This is a genomic window from Mycobacterium dioxanotrophicus, from assembly GCF_002157835.1.
GTDB classification, from domain to species: Bacteria; Actinomycetota; Actinomycetes; order Mycobacteriales; family Mycobacteriaceae; genus Mycobacterium; species Mycobacterium dioxanotrophicus.
The window spans coordinates 1,874,447-1,894,914 of the sequence record NZ_CP020809.1 but is presented as its reverse complement, the minus strand read 5'-3'; the positions used below and the strand labels follow the sequence as shown (position 1 = coordinate 1,894,914).

General features: G+C 66.7%; 21 protein-coding genes. 8 read left to right on the top strand and 13 right to left on the bottom strand.

Features of this window, described 5'->3' with window-relative positions:
• Positions 1-25: 25 nt before the first annotated feature.
• From BTO20_RS09130 to BTO20_RS09100, 7 genes are all read right to left on the bottom strand, one after another.
• Complete coding sequence (locus BTO20_RS09130) at positions 26-193, bottom strand: DUF3117 domain-containing protein (protein ID WP_003406247.1); 168 nt, start codon at positions 191-193, stop codon at positions 26-28.
• 171 nt (positions 194-364) lie between these two features.
• Positions 365-934 (bottom strand): DNA-3-methyladenine glycosylase I, encoded by a 570-nt coding sequence (locus tag BTO20_RS09125; RefSeq protein WP_087075189.1) that lies wholly within the window; start codon positions 932-934, stop codon positions 365-367.
• Positions 931-1,299 carry a DivIVA domain-containing protein gene (locus BTO20_RS09120; RefSeq protein WP_087075187.1) on the bottom strand — a complete coding sequence of 123 codons (369 nt, stop codon included), beginning with the start codon at positions 1,297-1,299 and terminating at the stop codon, positions 931-933. Before BTO20_RS09120 ends, BTO20_RS09125 begins: the two co-directional genes overlap by 4 nt.
• A gap of 41 nt (positions 1,300-1,340) precedes the next feature.
• A complete protein-coding gene (locus BTO20_RS09115) occupies positions 1,341-2,282 on the bottom strand; it encodes a glucosyl-3-phosphoglycerate synthase (RefSeq protein WP_408632185.1) in 942 nt (313 codons plus the stop codon).
• Positions 2,283-2,287: 5 nt separating this feature from the next.
• Positions 2,288-3,112 carry a dihydropteroate synthase gene (folP, locus tag BTO20_RS09110; protein WP_087081844.1) on the bottom strand — a complete coding sequence of 275 codons (825 nt, stop codon included), beginning with the start codon at positions 3,110-3,112 and terminating at the stop codon, positions 2,288-2,290.
• Positions 3,113-3,216: 104 nt separating this feature from the next.
• Entirely contained in the window at positions 3,217-4,995 is a 1,779-nt protein-coding gene (gene fadD6 / locus BTO20_RS09105) for a long-chain-acyl-CoA synthetase FadD6 (RefSeq protein ID WP_087075182.1), read from the bottom strand.
• 100 nt (positions 4,996-5,095) lie between these two features.
• On the bottom strand, positions 5,096-5,656 hold the full coding sequence (locus BTO20_RS09100; protein WP_087081842.1) for an LOG family protein: 561 nt from the start codon (positions 5,654-5,656) through the stop codon (positions 5,096-5,098).
• 76 nt (positions 5,657-5,732) lie between these two features.
• On the opposite strand from BTO20_RS09100, the gene BTO20_RS09095 reads away from it, so the two are divergent.
• Both BTO20_RS09095 and BTO20_RS09090 read left to right on the top strand, forming a co-directional pair.
• The gene (locus BTO20_RS09095; protein WP_087075180.1) at positions 5,733-7,829 is read left to right on the top strand and encodes an ATP-binding protein; all 2,097 of its coding nucleotides are present in this window, start codon (positions 5,733-5,735) and stop codon (positions 7,827-7,829) included.
• 36 nt (positions 7,830-7,865) lie between these two features.
• The gene (locus BTO20_RS09090; RefSeq protein ID WP_087075178.1) at positions 7,866-8,693 is read left to right on the top strand and encodes a type VII secretion target; all 828 of its coding nucleotides are present in this window, start codon (positions 7,866-7,868) and stop codon (positions 8,691-8,693) included.
• A gap of 3 nt (positions 8,694-8,696) precedes the next feature.
• On the opposite strand, the gene BTO20_RS09085 is transcribed toward BTO20_RS09090, so the two are convergent.
• The 3 genes from BTO20_RS09085 to dapE form a co-directional block, all read right to left on the bottom strand.
• Complete coding sequence (locus BTO20_RS09085; RefSeq protein ID WP_087075176.1) at positions 8,697-10,307, bottom strand: ABC-F family ATP-binding cassette domain-containing protein; 1,611 nt, start codon at positions 10,305-10,307, stop codon at positions 8,697-8,699.
• Between the two features lie 165 nt (positions 10,308-10,472).
• Positions 10,473-10,838, bottom strand: coding sequence for an RNA-binding S4 domain-containing protein (locus BTO20_RS09080; RefSeq protein WP_087075174.1), 366 nt, complete (start codon positions 10,836-10,838; stop codon positions 10,473-10,475).
• Positions 10,835-11,905, bottom strand: a complete 1,071-nt coding sequence (gene dapE / locus BTO20_RS09075) for a succinyl-diaminopimelate desuccinylase (protein WP_087075172.1) — start codon at positions 11,903-11,905, stop codon at positions 10,835-10,837. The genes BTO20_RS09080 and dapE overlap by 4 nt, the downstream gene beginning before the upstream one ends.
• Positions 11,906-11,976: 71 nt before the next feature.
• On the opposite strand from dapE, the gene dapD reads away from it, so the two are divergent.
• From dapD to BTO20_RS09050, 5 genes are all read left to right on the top strand, one after another.
• Positions 11,977-12,921 carry a 2,3,4,5-tetrahydropyridine-2,6-dicarboxylate N-succinyltransferase gene (gene dapD / locus BTO20_RS09070; RefSeq protein ID WP_087075170.1) on the top strand — a complete coding sequence of 315 codons (945 nt, stop codon included), beginning with the start codon at positions 11,977-11,979 and terminating at the stop codon, positions 12,919-12,921.
• 151 nt (positions 12,922-13,072) lie between these two features.
• Positions 13,073-14,074 (top strand): EspA/EspE family type VII secretion system effector, encoded by a 1,002-nt coding sequence (locus BTO20_RS09065; RefSeq protein ID WP_087075168.1) that lies wholly within the window; start codon positions 13,073-13,075, stop codon positions 14,072-14,074.
• 29 nt (positions 14,075-14,103) lie between these two features.
• The gene (locus BTO20_RS09060; RefSeq protein ID WP_087075166.1) at positions 14,104-14,433 is read left to right on the top strand and encodes a type VII secretion target; all 330 of its coding nucleotides are present in this window, start codon (positions 14,104-14,106) and stop codon (positions 14,431-14,433) included.
• Positions 14,434-14,457: 24 nt separating this feature from the next.
• Positions 14,458-14,892, top strand: a complete 435-nt coding sequence (locus tag BTO20_RS09055) for a hypothetical protein (protein ID WP_087075165.1) — start codon at positions 14,458-14,460, stop codon at positions 14,890-14,892.
• Between the two features lie 39 nt (positions 14,893-14,931).
• Positions 14,932-16,362, top strand: a complete 1,431-nt coding sequence (locus BTO20_RS09050) for a hypothetical protein (protein WP_087075163.1) — start codon at positions 14,932-14,934, stop codon at positions 16,360-16,362.
• A 478-nt stretch (positions 16,363-16,840) separates the two neighbouring features.
• On the opposite strand, the gene BTO20_RS09040 is transcribed toward BTO20_RS09050, so the two are convergent.
• From BTO20_RS09040 to BTO20_RS09030, 3 genes are read right to left on the bottom strand one after another with little or no spacing between them, the layout of a single operon-like run.
• Positions 16,841-18,085, bottom strand: coding sequence for a glycoside hydrolase family 27 protein (locus tag BTO20_RS09040; RefSeq protein ID WP_087075158.1), 1,245 nt, complete (start codon positions 18,083-18,085; stop codon positions 16,841-16,843).
• Between the two features lie 43 nt (positions 18,086-18,128).
• The gene (locus BTO20_RS09035; protein ID WP_087075156.1) at positions 18,129-18,476 is read right to left on the bottom strand and encodes a VOC family protein; all 348 of its coding nucleotides are present in this window, start codon (positions 18,474-18,476) and stop codon (positions 18,129-18,131) included.
• Complete coding sequence (locus tag BTO20_RS09030; protein ID WP_087075154.1) at positions 18,467-19,873, bottom strand: acyl-CoA synthetase; 1,407 nt, start codon at positions 19,871-19,873, stop codon at positions 18,467-18,469. The genes BTO20_RS09035 and BTO20_RS09030 overlap by 10 nt, the downstream gene beginning before the upstream one ends.
• A 49-nt stretch (positions 19,874-19,922) precedes the next feature.
• On the opposite strand from BTO20_RS09030, the gene BTO20_RS09025 reads away from it, so the two are divergent.
• Positions 19,923-20,468 (top strand): NUDIX domain-containing protein, encoded by a 546-nt coding sequence (locus BTO20_RS09025; protein WP_087075152.1) that lies wholly within the window; start codon positions 19,923-19,925, stop codon positions 20,466-20,468.

Genomic DNA, 20,468 nt, shown 5'->3' with positions numbered 1-20,468 from the left:
TGGGCAACCGATCACGCCGAATGCACTAGCTGGTGACGCCCTTGAGTTCGTCGCCGAGGGCGGCTGCCTCGTCCGGGGTCAGCTCGACGACCAGACGCCCGCCACCCTCCAGCGGTACCCGCATCACGATGCCTCGCCCCTCTTTGGTTGCTTCCAGTGGACCGTCGCCGGTCCGGGGCTTCATCGCCGCCATCGAGTGCTCCCTCCAAATGAGCCCGTCCACGTTCGGTGGGCCGGGTCGGGGCCCGGCCCCGCCCACTCGTTGGCGGCACCCGGCACTGAACTGCTACTGAACTACCCCTATTCTTCCCTATCCGCGGCGATGGGTGTGCAAAGACCCGTCGGATGTCGGGCGGCGTGCCGCCTAGCGGGACGCCTGAACCCAACAGGACCTGATGTGGTCGTCCACCATTCCGGTGGCCTGCATCAACGCGTACGCGGTCGTGGGCCCGACGAATTTGAAGCCGCGCCGCTTCAGCTCCTTGGCCATCGCCGTGGACTCCGGGGTTACCGCGGGCACCTCCGACAGGTCAGCGGGTCGCGGGCGCGGTGGCGGCGCGAACGACCACAGCAGCTCAGCCAGGTCGACATCGAGCTCGGTGACGGCCCTGGCATTGGCGATGGTGGCCAGGACCTTGGCCCGGTTGCGCACGATGCCCGTATCGGCCATCAGCCGCTCGATGTCGGCGTCGTCGTAGCCCGCGACCGTTTCCGGGTCGAAGTCGTCGAACGCGCGGCGGAAGTTCTCCCGCTTACGCAGGATGGTCAGCCACGACAGACCGCTCTGAAACGCTTCGAGGCTCACCCGTTCGAACAGCGCTACAGAGTCCCGCAGCGGCCGGCCCCACTCGGTGTCGTGGTAGTCGCGGTACAGGGTCGAGCCCGCGGCGCTGTCGACCGCCCAGCCACAGCGGACGCGGCCGTCGTCGGTCACGTGTCGTCCGAGGCGCGGATCTGGCCGGCCGTGGCCGACACCTCGGCATCGTCGCGCTCGGCATCGTCGGGAACGCCGTACGCCGCGCGTAGTGCAGCCAGCTCACCGCGTAACCCGTCGAGTTCCCGCCCCAGCCGATCCAGAACCCAGTCGACCTCGCTGGTCTTGTAGCCGCGCACCGTCTGGGCGAACCGCAGGGCATCCACGTCGGCGCTCGTGACGCCGGAGGCCGGCAGGACCGTCGCCGTCGTCCCCCGCGGCAGCGGCGGCAGCGTCTCGCCCCGACCGAAGATCACGCTGCCCACCCCGAACAGCACGGTGCCCACCAGGACCAGCACCACCAGGTACAGCAGAATCAATGTCACACCGTCGATACTGCCTCAACCGTCTGACAACCGGTCGGAGGCTAGTGCGGACGCAGGGTGACCATCGGCGGCCGGTCTGCGAGGGATACCGACGACGCCCGCGGGGTGAACCCGTCACCGTCGGCGAAGAACTGCGTGAGCGCCACGCCGGAGTCGGCGATGCCGCAGCGGGACAGCAACGTGGCTATCACCTGCCGGCTCATCGAGGCCAATTCGGTCAGCGGCCGGTTGCGGTGTGCGCGCACACCCAGGTTCACCTGGGCTATGGCGTCCATGCCGAGGCGGTCGTAGGTGTCGACGAGCAGGCCGATCTCCACGCCGTAACCCGGGGCGAACGGCACGGCCGTCAGCAGCTCCCGGGTGCCGGCGTATTCACCGCCGAGCGGCTGCAGGACACAGTTGAGCTCGGGCCGCAGCGAGGCGAGCAGCGGGCGGGCGACGAGTTCGGTGACCCGTCCGCCGCCGTTGGCGTCCTCGCTGCCGCTGATCTTGAGTGGGCGTCGGTAGAACCCCTTGACCAGGTGCACACCGTCGACGGTCAGCAGCGGGCCCAGCAACTTGGGCACGAACATGGGGTCGGGATCGATCAGGTCGGAGTCGACGAAGGCGATGATGTCGCCGGTGGTCGCAGCCAGCGAGCGCCACAGCACCTCGCCCTTGCCGGGTTGCGGCGCCACCTCGGGCAACGCCACCTCACGGCTGACCACCCGCGCACCGGCCGCCAGTGCGCGGATCTCGGTGTCGTCGGTCGAGCCCGAATCGAGCACGATCAGCTCGTCGACCAGGCCGCCGAGCAGCGGCGTGATGGTCTCCACCACCGATCCGACGGTTTCTTCTTCGTTGAGGGCGGGCAGCACCACCGAGACGGTGCGGCCGGCCTTGGCCGCTTCCAGCTCGGCGACCGTCCATGTCGGACGGTTCCAGCTGCGGTCGGCCAGCCAGCGGTGTCCGGCGACGCCATCGTTGACGGCCAGTTCGGGCATTAGGGTCATGCCAGTCCCCTCACTGTTCGTGCGGGTGCCCGCACTCCCTGGATCGACGCGACCATCTCGAGCACGCGCCGGGTGGGCCCGCACTCGTGCACCCGGAACATCGCGGCACCGTCCGCGGCGGCCAATGCCGTCGCGGCCAAGGTGCCCTCCAGGCGCTCAGTCACGTCCACACCCAGAGTCTCCCCGACAAAATCCTTATTGCTCAGGGCCATCAGGACCGGCCATCCGGTCTTAACAAGATCTTTTACGTGGCGCAACAAACTAAGACCGTGATAAGTGTTTTTGCCGAAATCGTGGGTCGGATCGATGAGGATCCGGTCCCGAGGAACCCCGGCGGCCACGGCGTTCTCGGCGGCCGCGGTCACCTCTGCGATCACGTCGTCGACGACACCGCGTTCGGTGATGCCGTAGTTCACGCGAAACGGCCGGGTGCGCGGCACCGCCCCGCCGGTGTGCGAGCACACCAGGCCCGCCCCGAACTCGGCGGCCACCGCCGGCAGTCCCGGGTCGGCGCCGGCCCAGGTGTCGTTGATCAGGTCGGCACCCGCGGCGCAGGCCTGCTTGGCGACGGTCGAGCGCCACGTGTCGACGCTGATCAGCTGGTCCGGGTAGGCGCCCCGCAGCCATTCGATGAACGGCACGACGCGGGCGGCCTCCTCGTCTGGGCCGACCGGCCCCCCTGGGCCTGCCTTGACTCCCCCGACGTCGATCACGTCGGCACCCTCGGCGATCATGCGGTGGGCCGCGGACTTCGCGGCCTCGTCGGTGAACGTGGCCCCGCGGTCGTAGAACGAATCGGGCGTGCGGTTGACGATGGCCATGATCAGCGCGCGGTCACCGGCCACCGGGCGACCACAGAAGGTCCGACCAGGGCTCGGCGGCGACGTCAACACGCCATCCAGGCTAACGTCGTGCGATTTCGTGGCTACTTCGGTCGCTTGCCGGCCACCACTTCGTCGGGGTAGTCGGCGTAGAACGGCACGTATCCCTCGTCGCGGCCGGCCAGCACGTACACCGAGTCGGTGACCTCGTCGCCGTAACCCTGTTTGCGCAGTTCCACCTTCTGACTCTTGAACGTCGAGGTGTGCGCCAAGCTGTCGACCACCCGGATGAACAGCGGTACCGCGTAGCTGGGCAGGTGGCCGTAGAACGCGTCGGCCAGCTCTTTGCCGTCGAACTCCTTGCCGTCCTTGAGCTGCACCGCGGCCATCCCGGCGCGGCCACCGGCACCCGGCACCTCGACGCCGAACACCGTGCATTCCTCGATCGCCGGCGCACCGGTGAGTGCGGCCTCGACCTCGGTGGTGGCCACGTTCTCGCCCTTCCAGCGGAAGGTGTCGCCGAGCCGGTCGGCAAATGCGGCGTGCCCGAAGCCCTGCGACCGCATCAGGTCCCCGGTGTTGAACCAAACGTCGCCGTCCTGGAACGCGTTGCGGATCAGCTTCTTCTCGGTGGCTGACTTGTCGGTGTAGCCGTCGAACGGCTGGAAGTCGCTGACCTTGGACAGCAGCAGGCCGGGCTGACCGGTCTTGACCTTGCGCAGCCTGCCGTCGGATCCTCGGGCGGGTTCGCCGCTGTCGGGGTCGTATTCGACGAACGCCACCGGGCTCGGGCAGATACCGGTCGACTTGGACACGTTGAACACGTTGACGAAGGCGGTGTTGCCCTCGCTGGCGCCGTAGAACTCGCAGACACGCGGGATGCCGAAGCGCTCGGTGAACTCGTCCCAGATGGCCGGGCGCAAGCCGTTGCCGACGATCACCCGCACCTTGTGTGCCCGGTCGGTCGGCTTGGGCGGCTGATTGAGCAGGTAGCCGCAGATCTCGCCGATGTAGACGAACGCGGTGGCCTCGTAGCCGATCACCTCGTCCCAGAACCGCGACGCCGAGAACGACTTGCCGAGCGCCAGCGCCGAGCCGGAGTTCAACACCGAACCGAGCGATACGGTCAGCGCGTTGTTGTGGTAGAGCGGCAGGCAGCAGTACAGGGCGTCGGTGTTGCGCAGGCGCAATCCCAGGCCGCCGAACCCGCCCAGGGCACGCAGCCAGCGGTAGTGCGTCATGACGCTGGCCTTGGGCATGCCGGTGGTGCCGGACGTGAAGATGTAGAACGCCTTGTCCTTGGCCAGCACCGCCGACGCGCTGGCCGGATTGCCGACGGGTGCGGTGGCGGCAAGCCGGTGCAGCTCCTCGATGGTCATCAATCCGGTGGTGTCGGCACCACTTTCGACGATGGGATCGATCAGATCGGGCTCGGCGACGACGGCTGTCGCGGTCAGCAGGCCGATGCTGTGGGCGAGCACCTTGCCGCGTTGGTGGTAGTTGAGCATCCCGGTGACCGCGCCGCACTTGACGATCGCCAGCATGAGCAGCACGGCGTCGGGTGAGTTGCGCAGCATGACGCCGACCACGTCGCCGTGCCCGACGCCGCGTGCGGCCAGCACCGCGGCGTAGCGGTTGACGGTCTCGTTGGCCTCGCGGTAAGTGATGCGCTCGTCGCCGAACTTGATGAAGACCCGGTCGGCATGCTGCGCGGCACGGTCCTGGAAGACCTTGCCGATGGAGGTCTTGGCGGTCGGGCGGGCCAGAAATCCGGTGAGTACCCCGCGCAGGATCACGGGAGCATCCATCAGCAGGCCGGGAACCTGGGTGGCGATGTCGCGCAGCCCGACGCTGCTGCGAGTCCCCGATTTCTGGTCGGTCATACGGTGAATCCCCTCCACATTGGCCCGTAGGTGTGGCCTCACCTTAACCACGCAGGTGATCGGCGTTACCGCCGGTTCTACCTACCGATGAACCGCCCGGTCAGGGCTGCGGGGAGCACGCCGCCAGCGCGGCGTCGACGTCGTCGACCACCACCAGACGGTCCAGCGCCCCCGGGGACACGTAGCCCGTTTCGACGAGACCGTGCAGCCACGTCACCAGCCCGTCGTAGTGCCCGAACGGATCGAGCAGAACCAGCGGCTTGTCATGCATCCCCAGGTAGCCCGCGGTCCAGGCCTCGAAGAACTCCTCGAGCGTGCCGATGCCGCCGGGCAGCGCGATGAACGCGTCGGAGCGGTCCTCCATCTCCTTCTTACGTTCGCGCATGGTGTCGGTGACGATGAGTTCGGCGGCGTCGATGTCGGCGAGTTCGCGGTGCACGAGGGCCTTCGGGATCACTCCGACGGTGTGGCCGGCACCCGACCGGGCGGCGCGGGCCACCGCGCCCATCGCCGAGACGTTCCCGCCGCCGGACACCAGCGTCCAGCCGCGCTTGGCGATCGCCAATCCCACCTGGCTGGCGAGCGCCAACAACTCTGGGTGGGTGGGACCAGACGCGCAATACACACATACCGCCCATGGGCGGCCAACTTCACCGGACACGTACACAACGTAAGGGTTCGGAGTGAACACCCGATTTCCGGCCGGGTGGGATAGCTGCGCCCATAAGATCGCGTAGGTGTCTGTCGACTGGGTGATCACCCCGCGTGACCGCGCTCTTGACGGCCTTCAGGCCGGTTTGCGCGACCGGTCCGGCGCTGTCCTGATCGGTCCTGACGGGGTCGGTAAGACGTCGCTGGCCCGCTGCGCGGCCGAGCAGCACGGTGCGGACTTTCGCCGGGTGGCCTGGGTTACGGGCACCGAGTCGGCGGCAGGCATTCCTTTTGCGGCGGTGGATCATCTGATCGACGTGCCCGTCGTCGGCAAGACCGCCGAGGTGCTCCGGGCGGGCCGCGAGGCCCTGGGCTCCGACCTGCTTCTGGTGGTCGACGACGCGCATCTGCTCGACCCGTTGTCGGCCGCCCTGGTGTACCAACTGGCCGTCAGCGATGCGGCGAAGGTGATCGCCACCGCCGACGACGAGGGACCCGCGGAGGTCACCGCGCTGTGGCGGGACGGACTGGTCAACCGGATCGAAGTGTGTCCGGCCGGTCACGACGACGCGCGGCTCGCCGAACAGGTGGCGTCGTTCGTCGCCGACCTGCCCGGCGACGCCTTGCGCACCCTGCGGTATCTGGCCGTGCACGATCCGCTGCCGCTGGCGGTTCTGCTTCCGCTGACCGGTGCCGATGCCATCGAGCGGGCCCGCGAGAGCGGCGCCGTGCGGATCGAGAACGCCATGGTGGGCTGCGCGCACCCGCTGTTCCGCGACGCGGTCCGCGCCTCGGTGGGCGGTCCCGCACTACGCCGACTGCGCACCGCGTTGGTCGACCGCATGCTGGCGACGCCGGGATGCGGTGTGGTGGACCAGCTGCGCGTCGCGGTGCTGGCCGTGGACAGCGACCGGCCTCAGCCGCCGCTCGAGGTCGCGGCCGCCGCGGCCACCGCACTGCGGCTGGGCGATCTGAACCTGGCTGAGCACCTGGGCCGGACGGCCTTGGCCGCCGGCTTCGAGGCCCGCTTGACGCTGGCCTACTCGCTGGCCTGGCAGGGGCGCGGACGCGAGGCCGACGACGTGCTGTCAGCGGTCGACCCCGCCGAGCTCAACGACGCCCAGCTGATGGCGTGGGCGTTGCCGCGGGCGGCCAATCAATTCTGGATGCTCTCCGAACCGGAGCGGGCCACCGCGTTTCTGCGCGCCACCCGGGGCCGGGTGAGCACACCGCAAGCGCAGACCACCCTCGACGCCCTCTCGGCCACGTTCTCGATGAATGCCGGTGCACCCCAACGGGCTTTGTCGCTCGCCGAAGACGTGCTGGAGAGCGATGCCGCCGACGACACCGCCGTCGGGTGGGCCGCGTCGGCGGCGGCACTCAGCTGTGCACGGCTGGGCCGGCTCGACGACGTCGACCCCATGGCGCAGCGGGCGCTGGATGCCGGGCATCCTGGCCTGCTGCGCTTCACCAGTGGTTTCGGGCAGACCACGGCGCTGCTGCTCACCGGTCAGCTGGACGAGGCCCAGGCCATGGCGCAGGAACTGACCGATTTCGCCCAGTTGCAGCAGCCGGGCCGGGCCATCGGCGAGGTACTGGTCGCTGATGTGTTGCTGGTCCGCGGGTCGCTGCAGGCCGTGTCGTTACTGCGCCGCGCGACAGCAGCTTTGGCGCCGACCGGGTATTCGTGGGGCCCCTTGGCATGGATGTTGTTGGCGCAGGCACTCGGTCAGCACGGGATGCCGATGGAGGCCGCAAAGGCGTTGTCCCGAGCCGAATCCCGGCACGGACTGAAATCCATGCTGTTCGCGCCGGAACTGGGACTGGCCCGGGCCTGGACGTACCACGCCCGCAAGGACTCCCTCGGCGCGATCGCCGCCGCGCGCGACGCCGCCAAGACCGCGGAGCGCGGCGGTCAGACCGCGGTGGCGTTACGCGCATTGCACGACGGGGTGCGCCTCGGCGACACCCGGGCCGTGGACAGCCTGGCCCGGATCGAGTTGGACTGCGTGTTCGGCAGAATCACCATGGATCACGCCCGTGCCCTGGCGGCAGGCGACCGCTGTGGGCTGCAAGAGGTTTCGCTGCGATATCACGACCTGGGAATGTCGGCGGCGGCCAACGACGCGGCTCGTCAGGCCATCGCGGATCCGCCGCCGGGAGCCGACCCCAACCGACCGTAGAATCGGTAGCTGCAACGCACTATCCGAGGGGCCGAGATGACACAGTTCAATGCAGACATCGGTGCAGTGAATGCCCTGGGTCAACAACTCGACGATGTCAGCTCGTCGGCGAGCAATGTGCTCAACGGTGCGGTCGGGAGCGTGTCCGACAGCCACGGCGCCATCGGATTTCCGATGCAGAGCCCGTTCGACGGCACCCAGGCGTCACGCAGTGCCGCAGTGGCGGCCACCCAAGCCGCCTCCGGCGAGCTCGGGAGCCTGCTCCGACAGGCCGCCCAGGCCTATGAGCGCGGTGACACCGCGGCCGCCGAGCGCCTGAGGGCCCGCGCTGCCGAGCTGGAAGGCTCGGGCGGACAAGGCGGTTCGCCCACGGGGTCCGCGACGCCCGGCGGCGCGGGCGCTCCCTCCGGCCAGGACGGCGGAAGCCAGGCGGCCGGACAGATGCTCGGTCAGATGGGTCAGATGATGGGACAGATGGCGCAGTCCGTCACCCAGCCGATCCAGGGCATGACGCAGGGGCTGAGCCAGATTCCCCAGCAGGTCATGCAGGGCGTCCAGGGCATCGTGCAGGCCGCGACACAAGGTGGTGGCGGTGCCGCAGAAACCGGTGCGGAGACGCTGGAGAAGGCCAAGGCCGAAGGCGCCGACGGCGCAAAGGACGGCGAGAAGCCGCCGGTCGACGCCAAGGACGGCAAGGAGTCCAAGGACGCCAAGGAGCGCGACGGCCAAGAACACCAGGCCGGCACGCAGACCGGGGCCGACAGCCACCGGTCGTCGCAGGTCGGTAACCGCGCTCCCGACGCCGGCGTGGCACCCAAGCCGGCCGCGGAGCGCGGCCCTACCGCCGCGACCCGCCCCATGTAACCGTCAGCTGACGCTCAACTCTCCATCGTCCAGGCGCAACCAGCGGTCGATCCCGATCGCGTCGAGGAACCGTTCGTCGTGGCTGACCACGACGAACGCCCCCCGGTAGGCGTTCAGCGCCGATTCCAGCTGCCCGACACTCACCAGATCGAGGTTGTTGGTGGGTTCGTCGAGCAGCAGCAGCTGCGGGGTGGGCTCGGCATAGAGCACGCACGCCAGTGTGGCCCTCAGCCGTTCCCCGCCGGAGAGCACGCCGACGGGGAGGTCGATCCGGTCGCCACGAAACAGGAACTGCGCCAACAGATGCATCCTGCGGGTGTGCGACAGGCTGGGTGCCGCCGCGACCAGACTCTCTGCCACCGTGCGTTCGGGATCGAGCAGATCGAGCCGCTGAGACAGGTACGCGATCCGGCCGTCGGCCCGCTGCACCGTCCCGGCATCCGGCGGCAGGGTCCCGTCGACGATCCTCAGCAGTGTCGACTTGCCCGCACCGTTGGGTCCCGTCAGCGCGATGCGTTCCGGCCCGCGGATCGAGAGATCGATTCCATTGCCGGAGAACAACTTACGCCCGTCGCGATGAACCTGCAGGCCCTCGGCCGCGAACAGCGTCCGGCCCGTGGGCACCTCCGTATCGGGGAGATCCAGAACGATCACCTTGTCGTCCCGCAACGCGCGTTCGGCATCGTCCAACCGCGCTTTCGCATCGTCGACCCTGCGGGCGTGCACCTCATCAGAGCGGGCAGCGGACTCCTGGGCGTCGCGTTTGAGTTTGCCCGCAACGATTTTCGGCAGCCCGGCGTCCTTGATGTTGCGGGCCGCGGCGCCGGCTCGGCGCGCCGAGCGTTCCCGAGCCTGCTGCATCTGACGCTTCTCACGCTTGAGTTGTTGCTCGGCGCTGCGGATGTTGCTCTCGGCGACCTGCTGGCCGGCCTCGACCGTCTCTTGATAGGCGGTGAAATTTCCGCCGTAGAACACGATGTCGCCGCGATGCAACTCGGCGATCTGATCCATGCGGTCCAGCAGCACGCGGTCGTGACTCACCAGCAGCAGAGTACCGCCGAAATCCTCGAGGGCGGTGTAAAGACGTTGGCGCGCATCGAGATCCAGGTTGTTGGTGGGCTCGTCGAGCAACAGCACGTCGGGGCGTTTGAGCAGTTCGGCGGCCAGGCCCAACGTCACCACCTCCCCGCCGGACAACGTTCCCAGCGGGCGGTCCAACGCCACCGCGGCCAGTCCGAGTCGATCGAGTTGCGCCCGGGAGCGCTCCTCGATGTCCCAGTCGTCGCCGATGGTGCCGAACACCGCCTCACTGGCGTCACCGGCGGCCAGCGCCGTCAGCGCGTCGAGCACCGGCGCGATGCCGAGCACCTGCGCCACTGTCAGATCGGCGACGAACGGCAGGGTCTGGGGCAGATAGCCGACTGTGCCGTCGACGGTCACCGATCCCGACGACGCCACGTACTCACCGGCGATCAGTTTGAGCAACGTGCTCTTACCGGCACCGTTGGGCGCGACGAGTCCCGTGCGACCGGAACCGACGGCGAACGACAGATCCGAGAACAGCTCGGTGTCATCGGGCCACGCGAATGACACGTGGGAAAAGACAATAGACATGCGGGAACTCCAAAAGAGGCTGCGCACAGCGCAGTATGGACAGGAACGAATCGACTCTCACCGGTCACCCGGAGATGTCGTCGTCTCCCAGCATGTTTCAACCCACCTCGGTCGAGCAGTAGATGCGCCACCCATGATACCGACGGGCGCAACCGATTAACGGGTTCAGGAGTGGCCGCGTAGCCGATCCAATTGGCGCCGTTCACGTTTGGTGGGCCTGCCGGTTCCCCGATCGCGGACCGGCACCGCCGCCACCATTTCCTTGGGCGGAGGCGGCGGGGTGCGGTCGATCAGGCATTCCGGCACGATCGCGGCGCCCACCCGTTTGGCGATCGGACGGAGGACTTCCACGATGCGCTCGCGACCGTCGATGCGGACCCTGACCTCGTCGCCGGGGCTGACGAGTTGTGCCGGTTTGGCGGTCACATCGTTGACGCGGACGTGGCCGGCCCGGCAGGCAGCGGCTGCCATGGACCGGGTTTTGGTGATCCGCACGGCCCAGATCCAGCTGTCGACACGAACGCTGCTCATGGGCTCGTCAGATACCTGCGCAGCATGTCGGTGACTGCGGTGATCTGCGCGGTCTCGACGCGCTCGTCGACCTTGTGGGCCAGGTTCGGATCGCCCGGCCCGTAGTTGACTGCGGGAATGCCCAGCGCCGCGAACCGGGCCACGTCCGTCCAGCCGTATTTCGCCCGCACCGCTCCGCCGGCGGCGGCCACCAGCGCCGCGGCGGCGGGCTTCGTCAGGCCGGGCAGTGCGCCGGCGGCCGCGTCGGTCAGCTCGATCGACACGTCGAGCCCGTCGAGCACCTCGTGCACATGTGCCAGAGCCTGTTCCACGCTGCGATCGGGCGCAAAGCGGAAGTTGACGGTCACCGAGGCGGCATCCGGAATCACATTGCCTGCGACCCCACCGTCGATGCGCACCGCCGACAGGCCTTCGCGGTACACGCAACCGTCGATATCCACGCTGCGGGCCTGATAGGTGCTCAACCGGTCCAGCACCGCGCCGAGTTTGTGAATAGCGTTGTCCCCCAACCAGGAACGCGCGGAGTGTGCGCGCGTTCCGGTTGCGCTGACCACGACGCGGATGGTGCCCTGGCAGCCGGCTTCGATGTAGCCGCCCGACGGCTCGCCGAGAATCGCGACGTCGGCGGCCAGCCACTCGGGCAGCTCCCGCTCGATGCGGCCGAGCCCGTTGGCGCTCGACTCGATCTCCTCGCAGTCGTACATGACCAGCGTGATGTCGTGCGCGGGCTCGGCGATGGTGGCCGCCAGGTGCAGGAACACCGCGTCGCCCGACTTCATGTCGGAGGTGCCGCAGCCGTACATGTCACCGTCGACGATCCGGCTGGGCACGTTGTCGGCGGCGGGCACGGTGTCGATATGGCCTGCCAGCATGACCCGCGACGGCAGACCCAGGTGCGTGCGCGCCAGCACGGCGTCGCCGTTGCGGATCACCTCGAAGGACGGGGCCTGCGCACGCAGCGCGGCCTCGATCTCGTCGGCGATGCGCTGTTCGTGGCGGGACTCGCTGGGAATGTCCACCAGCGCGGCTGTCAGTGCGATCGGATCGGCGCGCAAGTCAAGCCCCATGAACGTCCACGGTAGTGTCGCCGGGCGGGAGCGAAACGACCGGGGGAATCGGTCCAGTAACCTAGGCCATCGTGACTGCCGCATCTGGCGTCGGCCTGGCCACCATTGCCGCCGACGGAACCGTCCTGGACACCTGGTTTCCTGCTCCTGAGCTCGCCGGATCCGGCGAGCCCGGCACCGTGCGGCTGACCGGCGACGACATTCCCGCCGACTTCGCGGGTCTGACCGGTCCCGACGCCGACCGCGGCGTCGAGGTGGTCGCCGTGCGCACCACGATCGCCTCACTGGACGACAAGCCTGCCGATACCCACGACGTGTATCTGCGGCTGCACCTGCTCTCGCACCGGTTGACCAAGCCGCATGAGGCCAACCTGGATGGCATATTCGGCCTGCTGGCCAACGTGGTGTGGACCAACTTCGGGCCGTGCGCCGTGGAAGGCTTCGAGATCGTCCGGGGCCGGTTGCGTCGCCGCGGCGCGGTGACCGTCTACGGCGTGGACAAGTTCCCGCGGATGGTCGACTACGTGACCCCGGCCGGGGTCCGGATCGCCGACGCCGATCGCGTCCGCCTCGGCGCTCATCTCGCCTCGGGCACCACGGTCATGCACGAGGGCTTCGTGAACTTCAACGCGGGCACGCTGGGCACCTCGATGGTCGAAGGCCGTATCTCGGCAGGCGTGGTCGTCGGTGACGGCTCCGACGTCGGTGGCGGCGCATCCATCATGGGCACCCTGTCCGGAGGCGGCAAAGAGGTCATCTCGGTCGGCCAGCGCTGCCTGCTGGGCGCCAACGCCGGGCTGGGCATCTCGCTGGGCGACGACTGCGTCATCGAGGCTGGTCTCTACGTCACCGGCGGCACGAAGGTCACCGCCGCCGACGGTCAGACCGTCAAGGCCAAGGACCTCTCCGGCGCGAGCAACCTGCTGTTCCGGCGCAATTCCCTCTCGGGCGCGGTCGAGGTCGTCAAGCGCGATGGCACCGGCATCACCCTCAACGAGGCGCTGCACGCGAACTAGTTCGCGTCTGCGACTTGGCAGGCACGCCATCCGGCGACAGTGCCGCACGCCCCCTTGCCACCCTCTAGCCGACCCCGAGTCGATGCTGCGAAACTCCTGACAGTTTCCTGTACGACTGGGGCCTAGACTGTTCCGCAAGGGGGTTCTTGCGGTGGGCATTCTCAAAGATCTGTTCGACATCGGCAATGGCATCAGAAGCGGTATCAGCGATGTGCCGGGCTTGGTCAAAGACGTCCTCGAGCTGGACATGCACGGTGTCGCCACCAACGGCCGCAAGGTGATTGGCGATACCAAGGACGTCGTCAGCGGCCTCGCCGGTCTCGGCATCGACATCGCCCCGGCTCCGGTCAAATACCTTGGAGAGCTCGGCAAATTGGCAGACTCCCCGATCATTGCCGCAGCTCAGCTCATCATCGAAGGCGAAAAGAAGCTGACTGGGTCGGGAAGCCTCGAAGAAGGCAGTGAGTATTGGCAGTCAGCGATCTACCTCCAGAAGGCACTCGAGACGCTCGTCGGTGCGGAGTTAGAAGAGGACGACAAAACATGGGATGGCGCGGCGGCGAGCGCATACAACACCGTCACTATTGCGCATCGGAAGCACGTTTCCGCAGTCTCAGCTGCAGATCAAGAAATCGGCCGCGTATTGAAAACAGAAGCGGACCAGGTTCGGCAGACTCGTGAAGTCTTGGATTCGACGTCACAAACTTTATCCGATTACGGCCTCGCAACCAGGGCTCTGCTCCTCATTCCTGGCGCGAATATCGCAAAATTGATAGCTGCCGATACGGCGGCAGCCGCCGCGGCCCTCGCTACCACATCAACCCAAATGGGAATCATGGTCAGCAACTCGTTTCAGAATGCGTCGGATATCCGGAGAGTTTCCGTTGACTACGAGGACGCCAAGAGCGACACATCGGGATACGCAGGCGGGTGCGGCCCGTTCGTAGATCCTCTGCAAGATCAGGCAGACCTGCCTTCCCACGCCAAAGCCGACTCGCCATACGAACCGCGGAAACGTCCGCCGATATACGGGCCACCAGCAACACCGCTACCCGTCGAATCCGAAGCACCGCCAATCTATGGCCTGCCTGCAGATCTACCGCTGCCGCACATCACGCCACCGAGCCATCCACCCGGCGGCCTGCCCAAATGACGTCCACTCGAGAACTCTAAGGATGACCCGTGTCCAATTTGGAACTGAATCTGGCTGTTATGACCGAATTCCTGGACGAACTCGGCGCTAAACACCAGACGGCGGGCGACCTCATCACCGGCGCGAATCGCGAAGTTGCCGACATCGTAGCCAAAATTGAGAGTTCGCATGGGTTGGTTTGCTCAGCCACACTTCACGAATTATCGGCAGGCGAACCTCGAAAGGCCGCAGGAGAAACGCTGGCGAGAGTGGCGGCGGAGTTTCACGAGAAGCTCGGAAGAGCCGCGACAAATTACAACAACGTCGACTACCGGGAGGGCAGGACGATCGGGGAGGTCGGTACCGCATGCCAGGCCTGATACCGCGACTGACGGGACGACGGCGTGACTGACGATTGGTCGCACTCAACAGACTCCTGGGACGAATGGATCGATGTCGCGGCCGACGATCGAGAGGCGGCCGCAGGTGACAGCGACGAGACTGTCGAAACGCTTCTGGTGACTGCGGTCAGTCCAAGTGGCGCTGTCACGGCGAATGGCCTGGTCGACGGCACAGTGATTCAGGTGGCTTTGTCGACGCAGGTGACGCGTATGACCGAGGCGGAACTCGCGGACGAGGTCGTCACGACCTGTGCTCTCGCAAGTAGACAGGCCGAGGCAGCGCAGCACTATCTCCTTGCGACTCTGATGCGAGCGCTCGGACAGGATCCTGCGAGTACGCGCAGTTTCCTGGAACACACCATCGGCCTGCCAACCCCTGAGACCGTTATCAGCGAGAAGGCACGGATGCTTGCCGATTACTATTCCGGCACCGAATAGAGCAGCTCCGCTATGACGAGGAATCCTTACCGCAGCCCTATGCCGCGTTACGCGCGATTGTGGACGATCGGCTTGGTTCTGGCAGCTGTCGTTGCCTTGGCGGTCGGCGCCATCGTCACCGTCGTCATGACCAAGCGACTGATGAGCGATGACACCGCTCCCACGTTCCACCGTGGGGAATGGCAGCCACCTGAACAGACGGTCCTCGAGTCGTCCATGCGAGCGCGGCCGGTCCCAGGCTGGCGTACAAGCGTTGAGGATCTGGGCCTTCCCGAAACGAACGTCTTCGGCAGAACTGACGAACCACATGTCTGGTCGACGCCATTCATTGGGGCCGTAGGCGCGAAGGGCTACTTCCTCGCGAGAAGCCCGGGTTCCCCCGACGCAGAACGATGGCTGGTCGGATTGGACGTCCACACCGGTAAACAACTGTTTGCCCCAGTCAGGATCGATGCTGGCCCGGATTTCCTCGACTGCTTCGTGAACGGACCCGACTCTGTCTTGTGCATCTCAGACGCCGTCCGGGAGGGCAACTTGGAGAGCGTCGCTTGGGCGATCGATGCACGGACCGGCAGCGTACTGTTCAACGGTCCGACCAAACTTCACGCGAATTCGAGTAACGGTCCCGACGTCGAGCAGGTGGGCACCTACGCTGTCGCTCGGGCACCTGGCGAGGGCATTTACGGCATTGGTCCCCGTACGGAAACCACTTGGTTCGTTCCTGGCGTCACAATAGGAACCACGAAATGGACCTCCGATGCCGCACCGCCATCACTGGCCGCCGCGAGGGACTCGGTCAAAGGGTCGGATCGCATGACGGTGTTCTCATTGATCGACGGCAAGGTGATCACGCCCGACCTCGGCAAGGGGCTGCGCCCCCTGACAGCCGTTGTCTACCCTGGAGGTTTCGCGTTCGAGGCCACCTCAGACATGAAAGTGTCGATTCCCGATGTAGTGATCTTCTTCGACGATGACGGCAATCATGTTGGAGAAACCAAACTTTCAGGCTTTCTCTCGACATTGTCGAAGATCCTCCCCATTCTGGAATCCCCGGACTCTACCGTCTTCGGCGCCAACGGAGCGGGGCTCCTCCAATTTCCCGATCAACAACTGGGGCAGAACGCACGCCTGATCGGCCATCGCCTGTACGCGCCCGAGTCCACGTGGGAGGGGCCGGTGAAGGTGCGGCGCTGGAGGCAGTTCGACCTGACGACCGGCCAAGAAGGTAATGCGTGCCGGCCCAACATGAGCGGGTACGTCGCCAATGACGGAAGGGTCGGCGTATTCGAGACCGTCCGCTACGAGATCACCGGCGCGACAACGTTCGCGATGGACCTGGCCAGCTGCGAAAAGCTATGGACCACACCGGTTGACCCCGACTCATTTCATGAACTGTGGAGAATCGACAACGCCCTCGTCGAACTCTCCGACGACGGCAAAGAACTCCACTCGCTGGTGGCACCGGCATAGACTCACATGCATGAGCAGCGATACGAACACCGAATCCACCGGCTGCGGCAATCCGGACTGTACGTGTGAGAACTGCAAGTGCGGGTCAGACTGCAACTGCGGTTCCAAGTAGCCACAGCAGCCCAAACACTCAGGTGCAGGGCACCCCGTGTGGACCGCCAATCCAGTGACCCGGCGGGGCATTCCACGGACACAGCTTCTTGACCTGTCCAGGTGGTGGAGCCCAGTTACCGCCGCCGTTCCAATCAACCCATCCTGGCCCGGGGATCCATGGCAGGTCGGGACCCCAACCGGGATCAGCCTGCGCGGAGGCCACTCCGAATCCGATGGGTCCAGCAGCGAGCGCACCGGCAAGGATTACCGTCCCCGCGACTTTCTTCAGATGCACCGGAGATCTCCTCCCAGTCGTCGCGAAACCTGTGTGTTTCCCACAATACGCCTGTGACCACTCGGCGCCGGATCGCCGAACGTGAGCAGGCTAGGGAGACACCCGCAACATGACCACGCCGTGCCCCGGCACCTGCCGTTCGATGGTGCCGGTGCTGGTGGTGTCGGTGTGCTGCCACAGATCTCGCACGGTCGCGCGGGCGTGGCCGTCAAGACCGATGGCGTCGAGCGATGTTCGGACGGTCTGAACCTCCGCCGACTGGTTGAACAGTGCCACGGCCACCGCCCCGCCGGCGAGCCGCTTGATCAGCACCCGCCCATCACTACTCAGCGGCTGCCCCTGCACCATCAGCGGGTCCTGGTCGACGGCGATCACCTCCCGGTTGGTCAGGATGTCGCGGGTCTGGTCGGTCATGTCGCGAATGTCGTTGCCGGCCAACAGCGGTGCAGCCAACATGGCCCACAGCGAGAAGTGGGCGCGCTGCTCGGTGTCGGTCAGGTCGGCCCGCGGCGCACCCAGCACCATGGTCGGATGCCCGTTGGCGAACTGCTTCCAGCCGATACCCACGACGAGCATATCCGGATCGTTGACATGGGCCGAATTGCTCCGCGCCGCAAGCGAACCCGCCTCGGCGAATGCTTGGACCACTCCTGCCACCCCTTCCTGCCACAGCGCGGTGTCACCCCAGGCCGGAACCAGGTCGACGGCGTCGCGCGTCACGTCGGCGATGTGCGACCAGTCATACTCCAACCCCGCGACCGGATCGCCCGAACTATTCGGGTTGATGCTATACACGATGTGACGGCCGCTGTCGCGCAACGCATCTCGCATGACTGTGAAGTACCGCACCTGCTCGTCGTGGTCCGCCTCGGCCCGGCACCAGTCGTATTTCAGGTAGTCGACGCCCCAACCGGCGAATGTCTTGGCATCAGCCTGCTCGTGGCCCGCACCGCCGATCCGGGGATCCTGGCCACACCCCTGATTGAACGGGCTGTGATAGATCCCCAGCAGCATGCCGCGGTCGTGCGCATACCGGGCCAGCGCGGCAATGCCGTGTGGGAAACGGTCCGGGTCGGCCCGCAACGAGCCGTCATCAGCCCGGGTGGGCGCCGCCCAGCCGGCGTCGAGGTTGACGTAGCGGTAGCCGGCGTCCCGCATACCCGACGACACCATCGCGTCGATCGTCTCGTGCACCATCTGCTCGGTGAGCGGGATCCCGGAGTTCCAGGAATTCCAGCCCAACGGCGGGAGCTGCTGCTGCTGCGACGGCGGACTGGGTGTGCTGCAGGCGGCGAGCAGGCCGGCACAGACCGCCAGGCGAGTCAGTCGGCGCATGCAGCCATGGTGGCATCGCCGCCTGGCAACTACCCAAAAGCCGTCAATCAGCGGAAAGAACGCAGAACTCGTTGCCCTCAGGGTCAGCGAGCACAACCCAGGTCTGCTCCCCCTGACCGATGTCGACGTGGCGCGCACCCAGACCGATCAGCCGGTCGACTTCGGCCTGCTGATCATCGGGCATGAAGTCGAGGTGCAGGCGGTTCTTCACCACCTTGTCGTCGGGCATCGCAAGGAACAGCATCAGCGGCCCCTGCCCGGACGGCGGCGTCAGCACCACATCGCCGTCAGAATCGGTGTGGTGCGGCCAGCCGAGCACCCGACCCCACCACGCAGCCAGCGCCTCGGGATCATGCGCGTCGATGCAGATCTCGGCGAATCTCAATGCCATTGCACCAGTTCCTTTTTCAGCACCTTGCCCATCGCATTGCGCGGCAGACGCTGCACCAGCCGTACCTCACGCGGGCGTTTATGGACCGAAAGCTCCTGTGCCACAAAGTCGATCAATGCCGCAGGCTCGGCGTCGCCGACGACGAACGCCACGATCCGCTGACCGAGGTCGTCGTCCGGCATCCCGACCACCGCCACCTCGGCCACGCCCGGATGCCCGAGCATCACGGTCTCTATCTCGCCGGCGCCGATCCGGAAGCCACCAGACTTGATCAGGTCGACCGACTCCCGGCCGACGATGCGGTGCATGCCCTCTGCGTCGATGACCGCCACATCCCCGGTGCGGTACCAACCGTCGGCGTCGAAGGCGGCGGCGGTGGCGTCGGGTCGGTTGAGATATCCGTCGAACACCATCGGACCCTTGATCTGCAACTGCCCGATGGTTTCTCCGTCCCGGGGCACGAGCGCACCGTTCTCGTCGACCAACCGGGTCTGCACACCCGTCAGGGGCAGGCCCACCCAGCCGGGTCTGCGCTCGCCGTCGACCGTGGTGCTCAGCGTGATCAACGACTCGGTGCTGCCGTAGCGTTCGATGGGCGCATGTCCGGTGAGCCGCACCAACTCGTCGAACACCGGAATCGGCAGGGGCGCACTGCCCGACACCAATAACCGGGCCGACGACAACGCCAGCGCGGCGTCGATGTCCTTGACCACCCGCGACCACACCGTCGGCACTCCGAAATACAACGTGCCGCCCGCCTCCGCGTACGCCGCAGGCGTCGGTTTTCCGGTATGCACGAATCGGTTTCCGATGCGCAACGAACCGAGCAAGCCCAGCACCAGGCCGTGCACATGAAACAGGGGCAGGCCGTGGACGAGCGTGTCCTGAGCCGTCCAGTTCCACGCCGCTGCCAGCGCGTCGATGTCTGCGGCGATGGCCCTCCTGGTCATAGGCACGCCTTTGGGCGGGCCGGTGGTGCCGGAGGTGTACATGATGATGGCAGTCGATTCGGGCGCCGGTTCGGCGTACCGGTGCCAGGACCGCGCATGCACGCGAACCGGGATGTGCGGCAGCCCTTCGCTTTCGTCGGGCAACTCCCCCAGCCATGCCTGGGCTTCGGAGTCGGCAAGGATGTGGCGCCGTTCAGCGGCACCGACATCGGCGGGCACCGGGACCACCGGGACACCGGCGATCAGGCAACCGGTGATCGCCAGCACTGTGGTGACGGTCGGCTTGGCGAGCACCGCGACACGCCGGGCCGATGCGACTCGTTCGGCCACCGAGGTGGCCGCCCCGATCACATCACTACGGCTGAGCACAGCGCCGTCGATCCGGACGGCGTCGTCGATGTCGGCACCGGCAGCAACCGCTGCGGGGTTCAAGGAGGCCAGCAGCACGCCTGTGAGGCTACCCCGGCACGCCGGTTCGATCGGTGATACTGGGCCGATGGGCGTCATCCGGCAACTGCAGTCGCGTGAGGTATATCGAAACAACTGGATGACGTTGCGGGAGGACACCATCCGCCGTCCGGACGGCACCGAGGGCATCTACTCGGTCATCGACAAACCGACGTATGCGCTGGTCATCGCACGCGACGAGGAGCGCTACCACCTCGTCGAGCAGTTCCGGTATCCGCTGGGGTTACGCCGGTGGGAGTTTCCGCAGGGAACCGCACCGGACCGGTTGGATCTCGATCCCGATGCCTTGGCTCACCGGGAACTGCGCGAGGAGACCGGGCTGCGGGCGACGAGCATGCAGCGGCTGGGTCAGCTCGATGTGGCCGCAGGCATGAGCAGCCAGCGCGGGTGGGTGTACCTGGCCACCGGTCTGAGCGAGGGTGAGCACGAACGTGAACACGAGGAACAGGACATGCACAGCGCCTGGTTCGAGCGCGCCGAGGTCGAGCGGATGATGCGCGAGGGCGAGATCACCGACGCGCAGTCGATCGCGGCATGGGCGTTGCTCCTGCTCAATGAGCGCCCGACGGGCTAG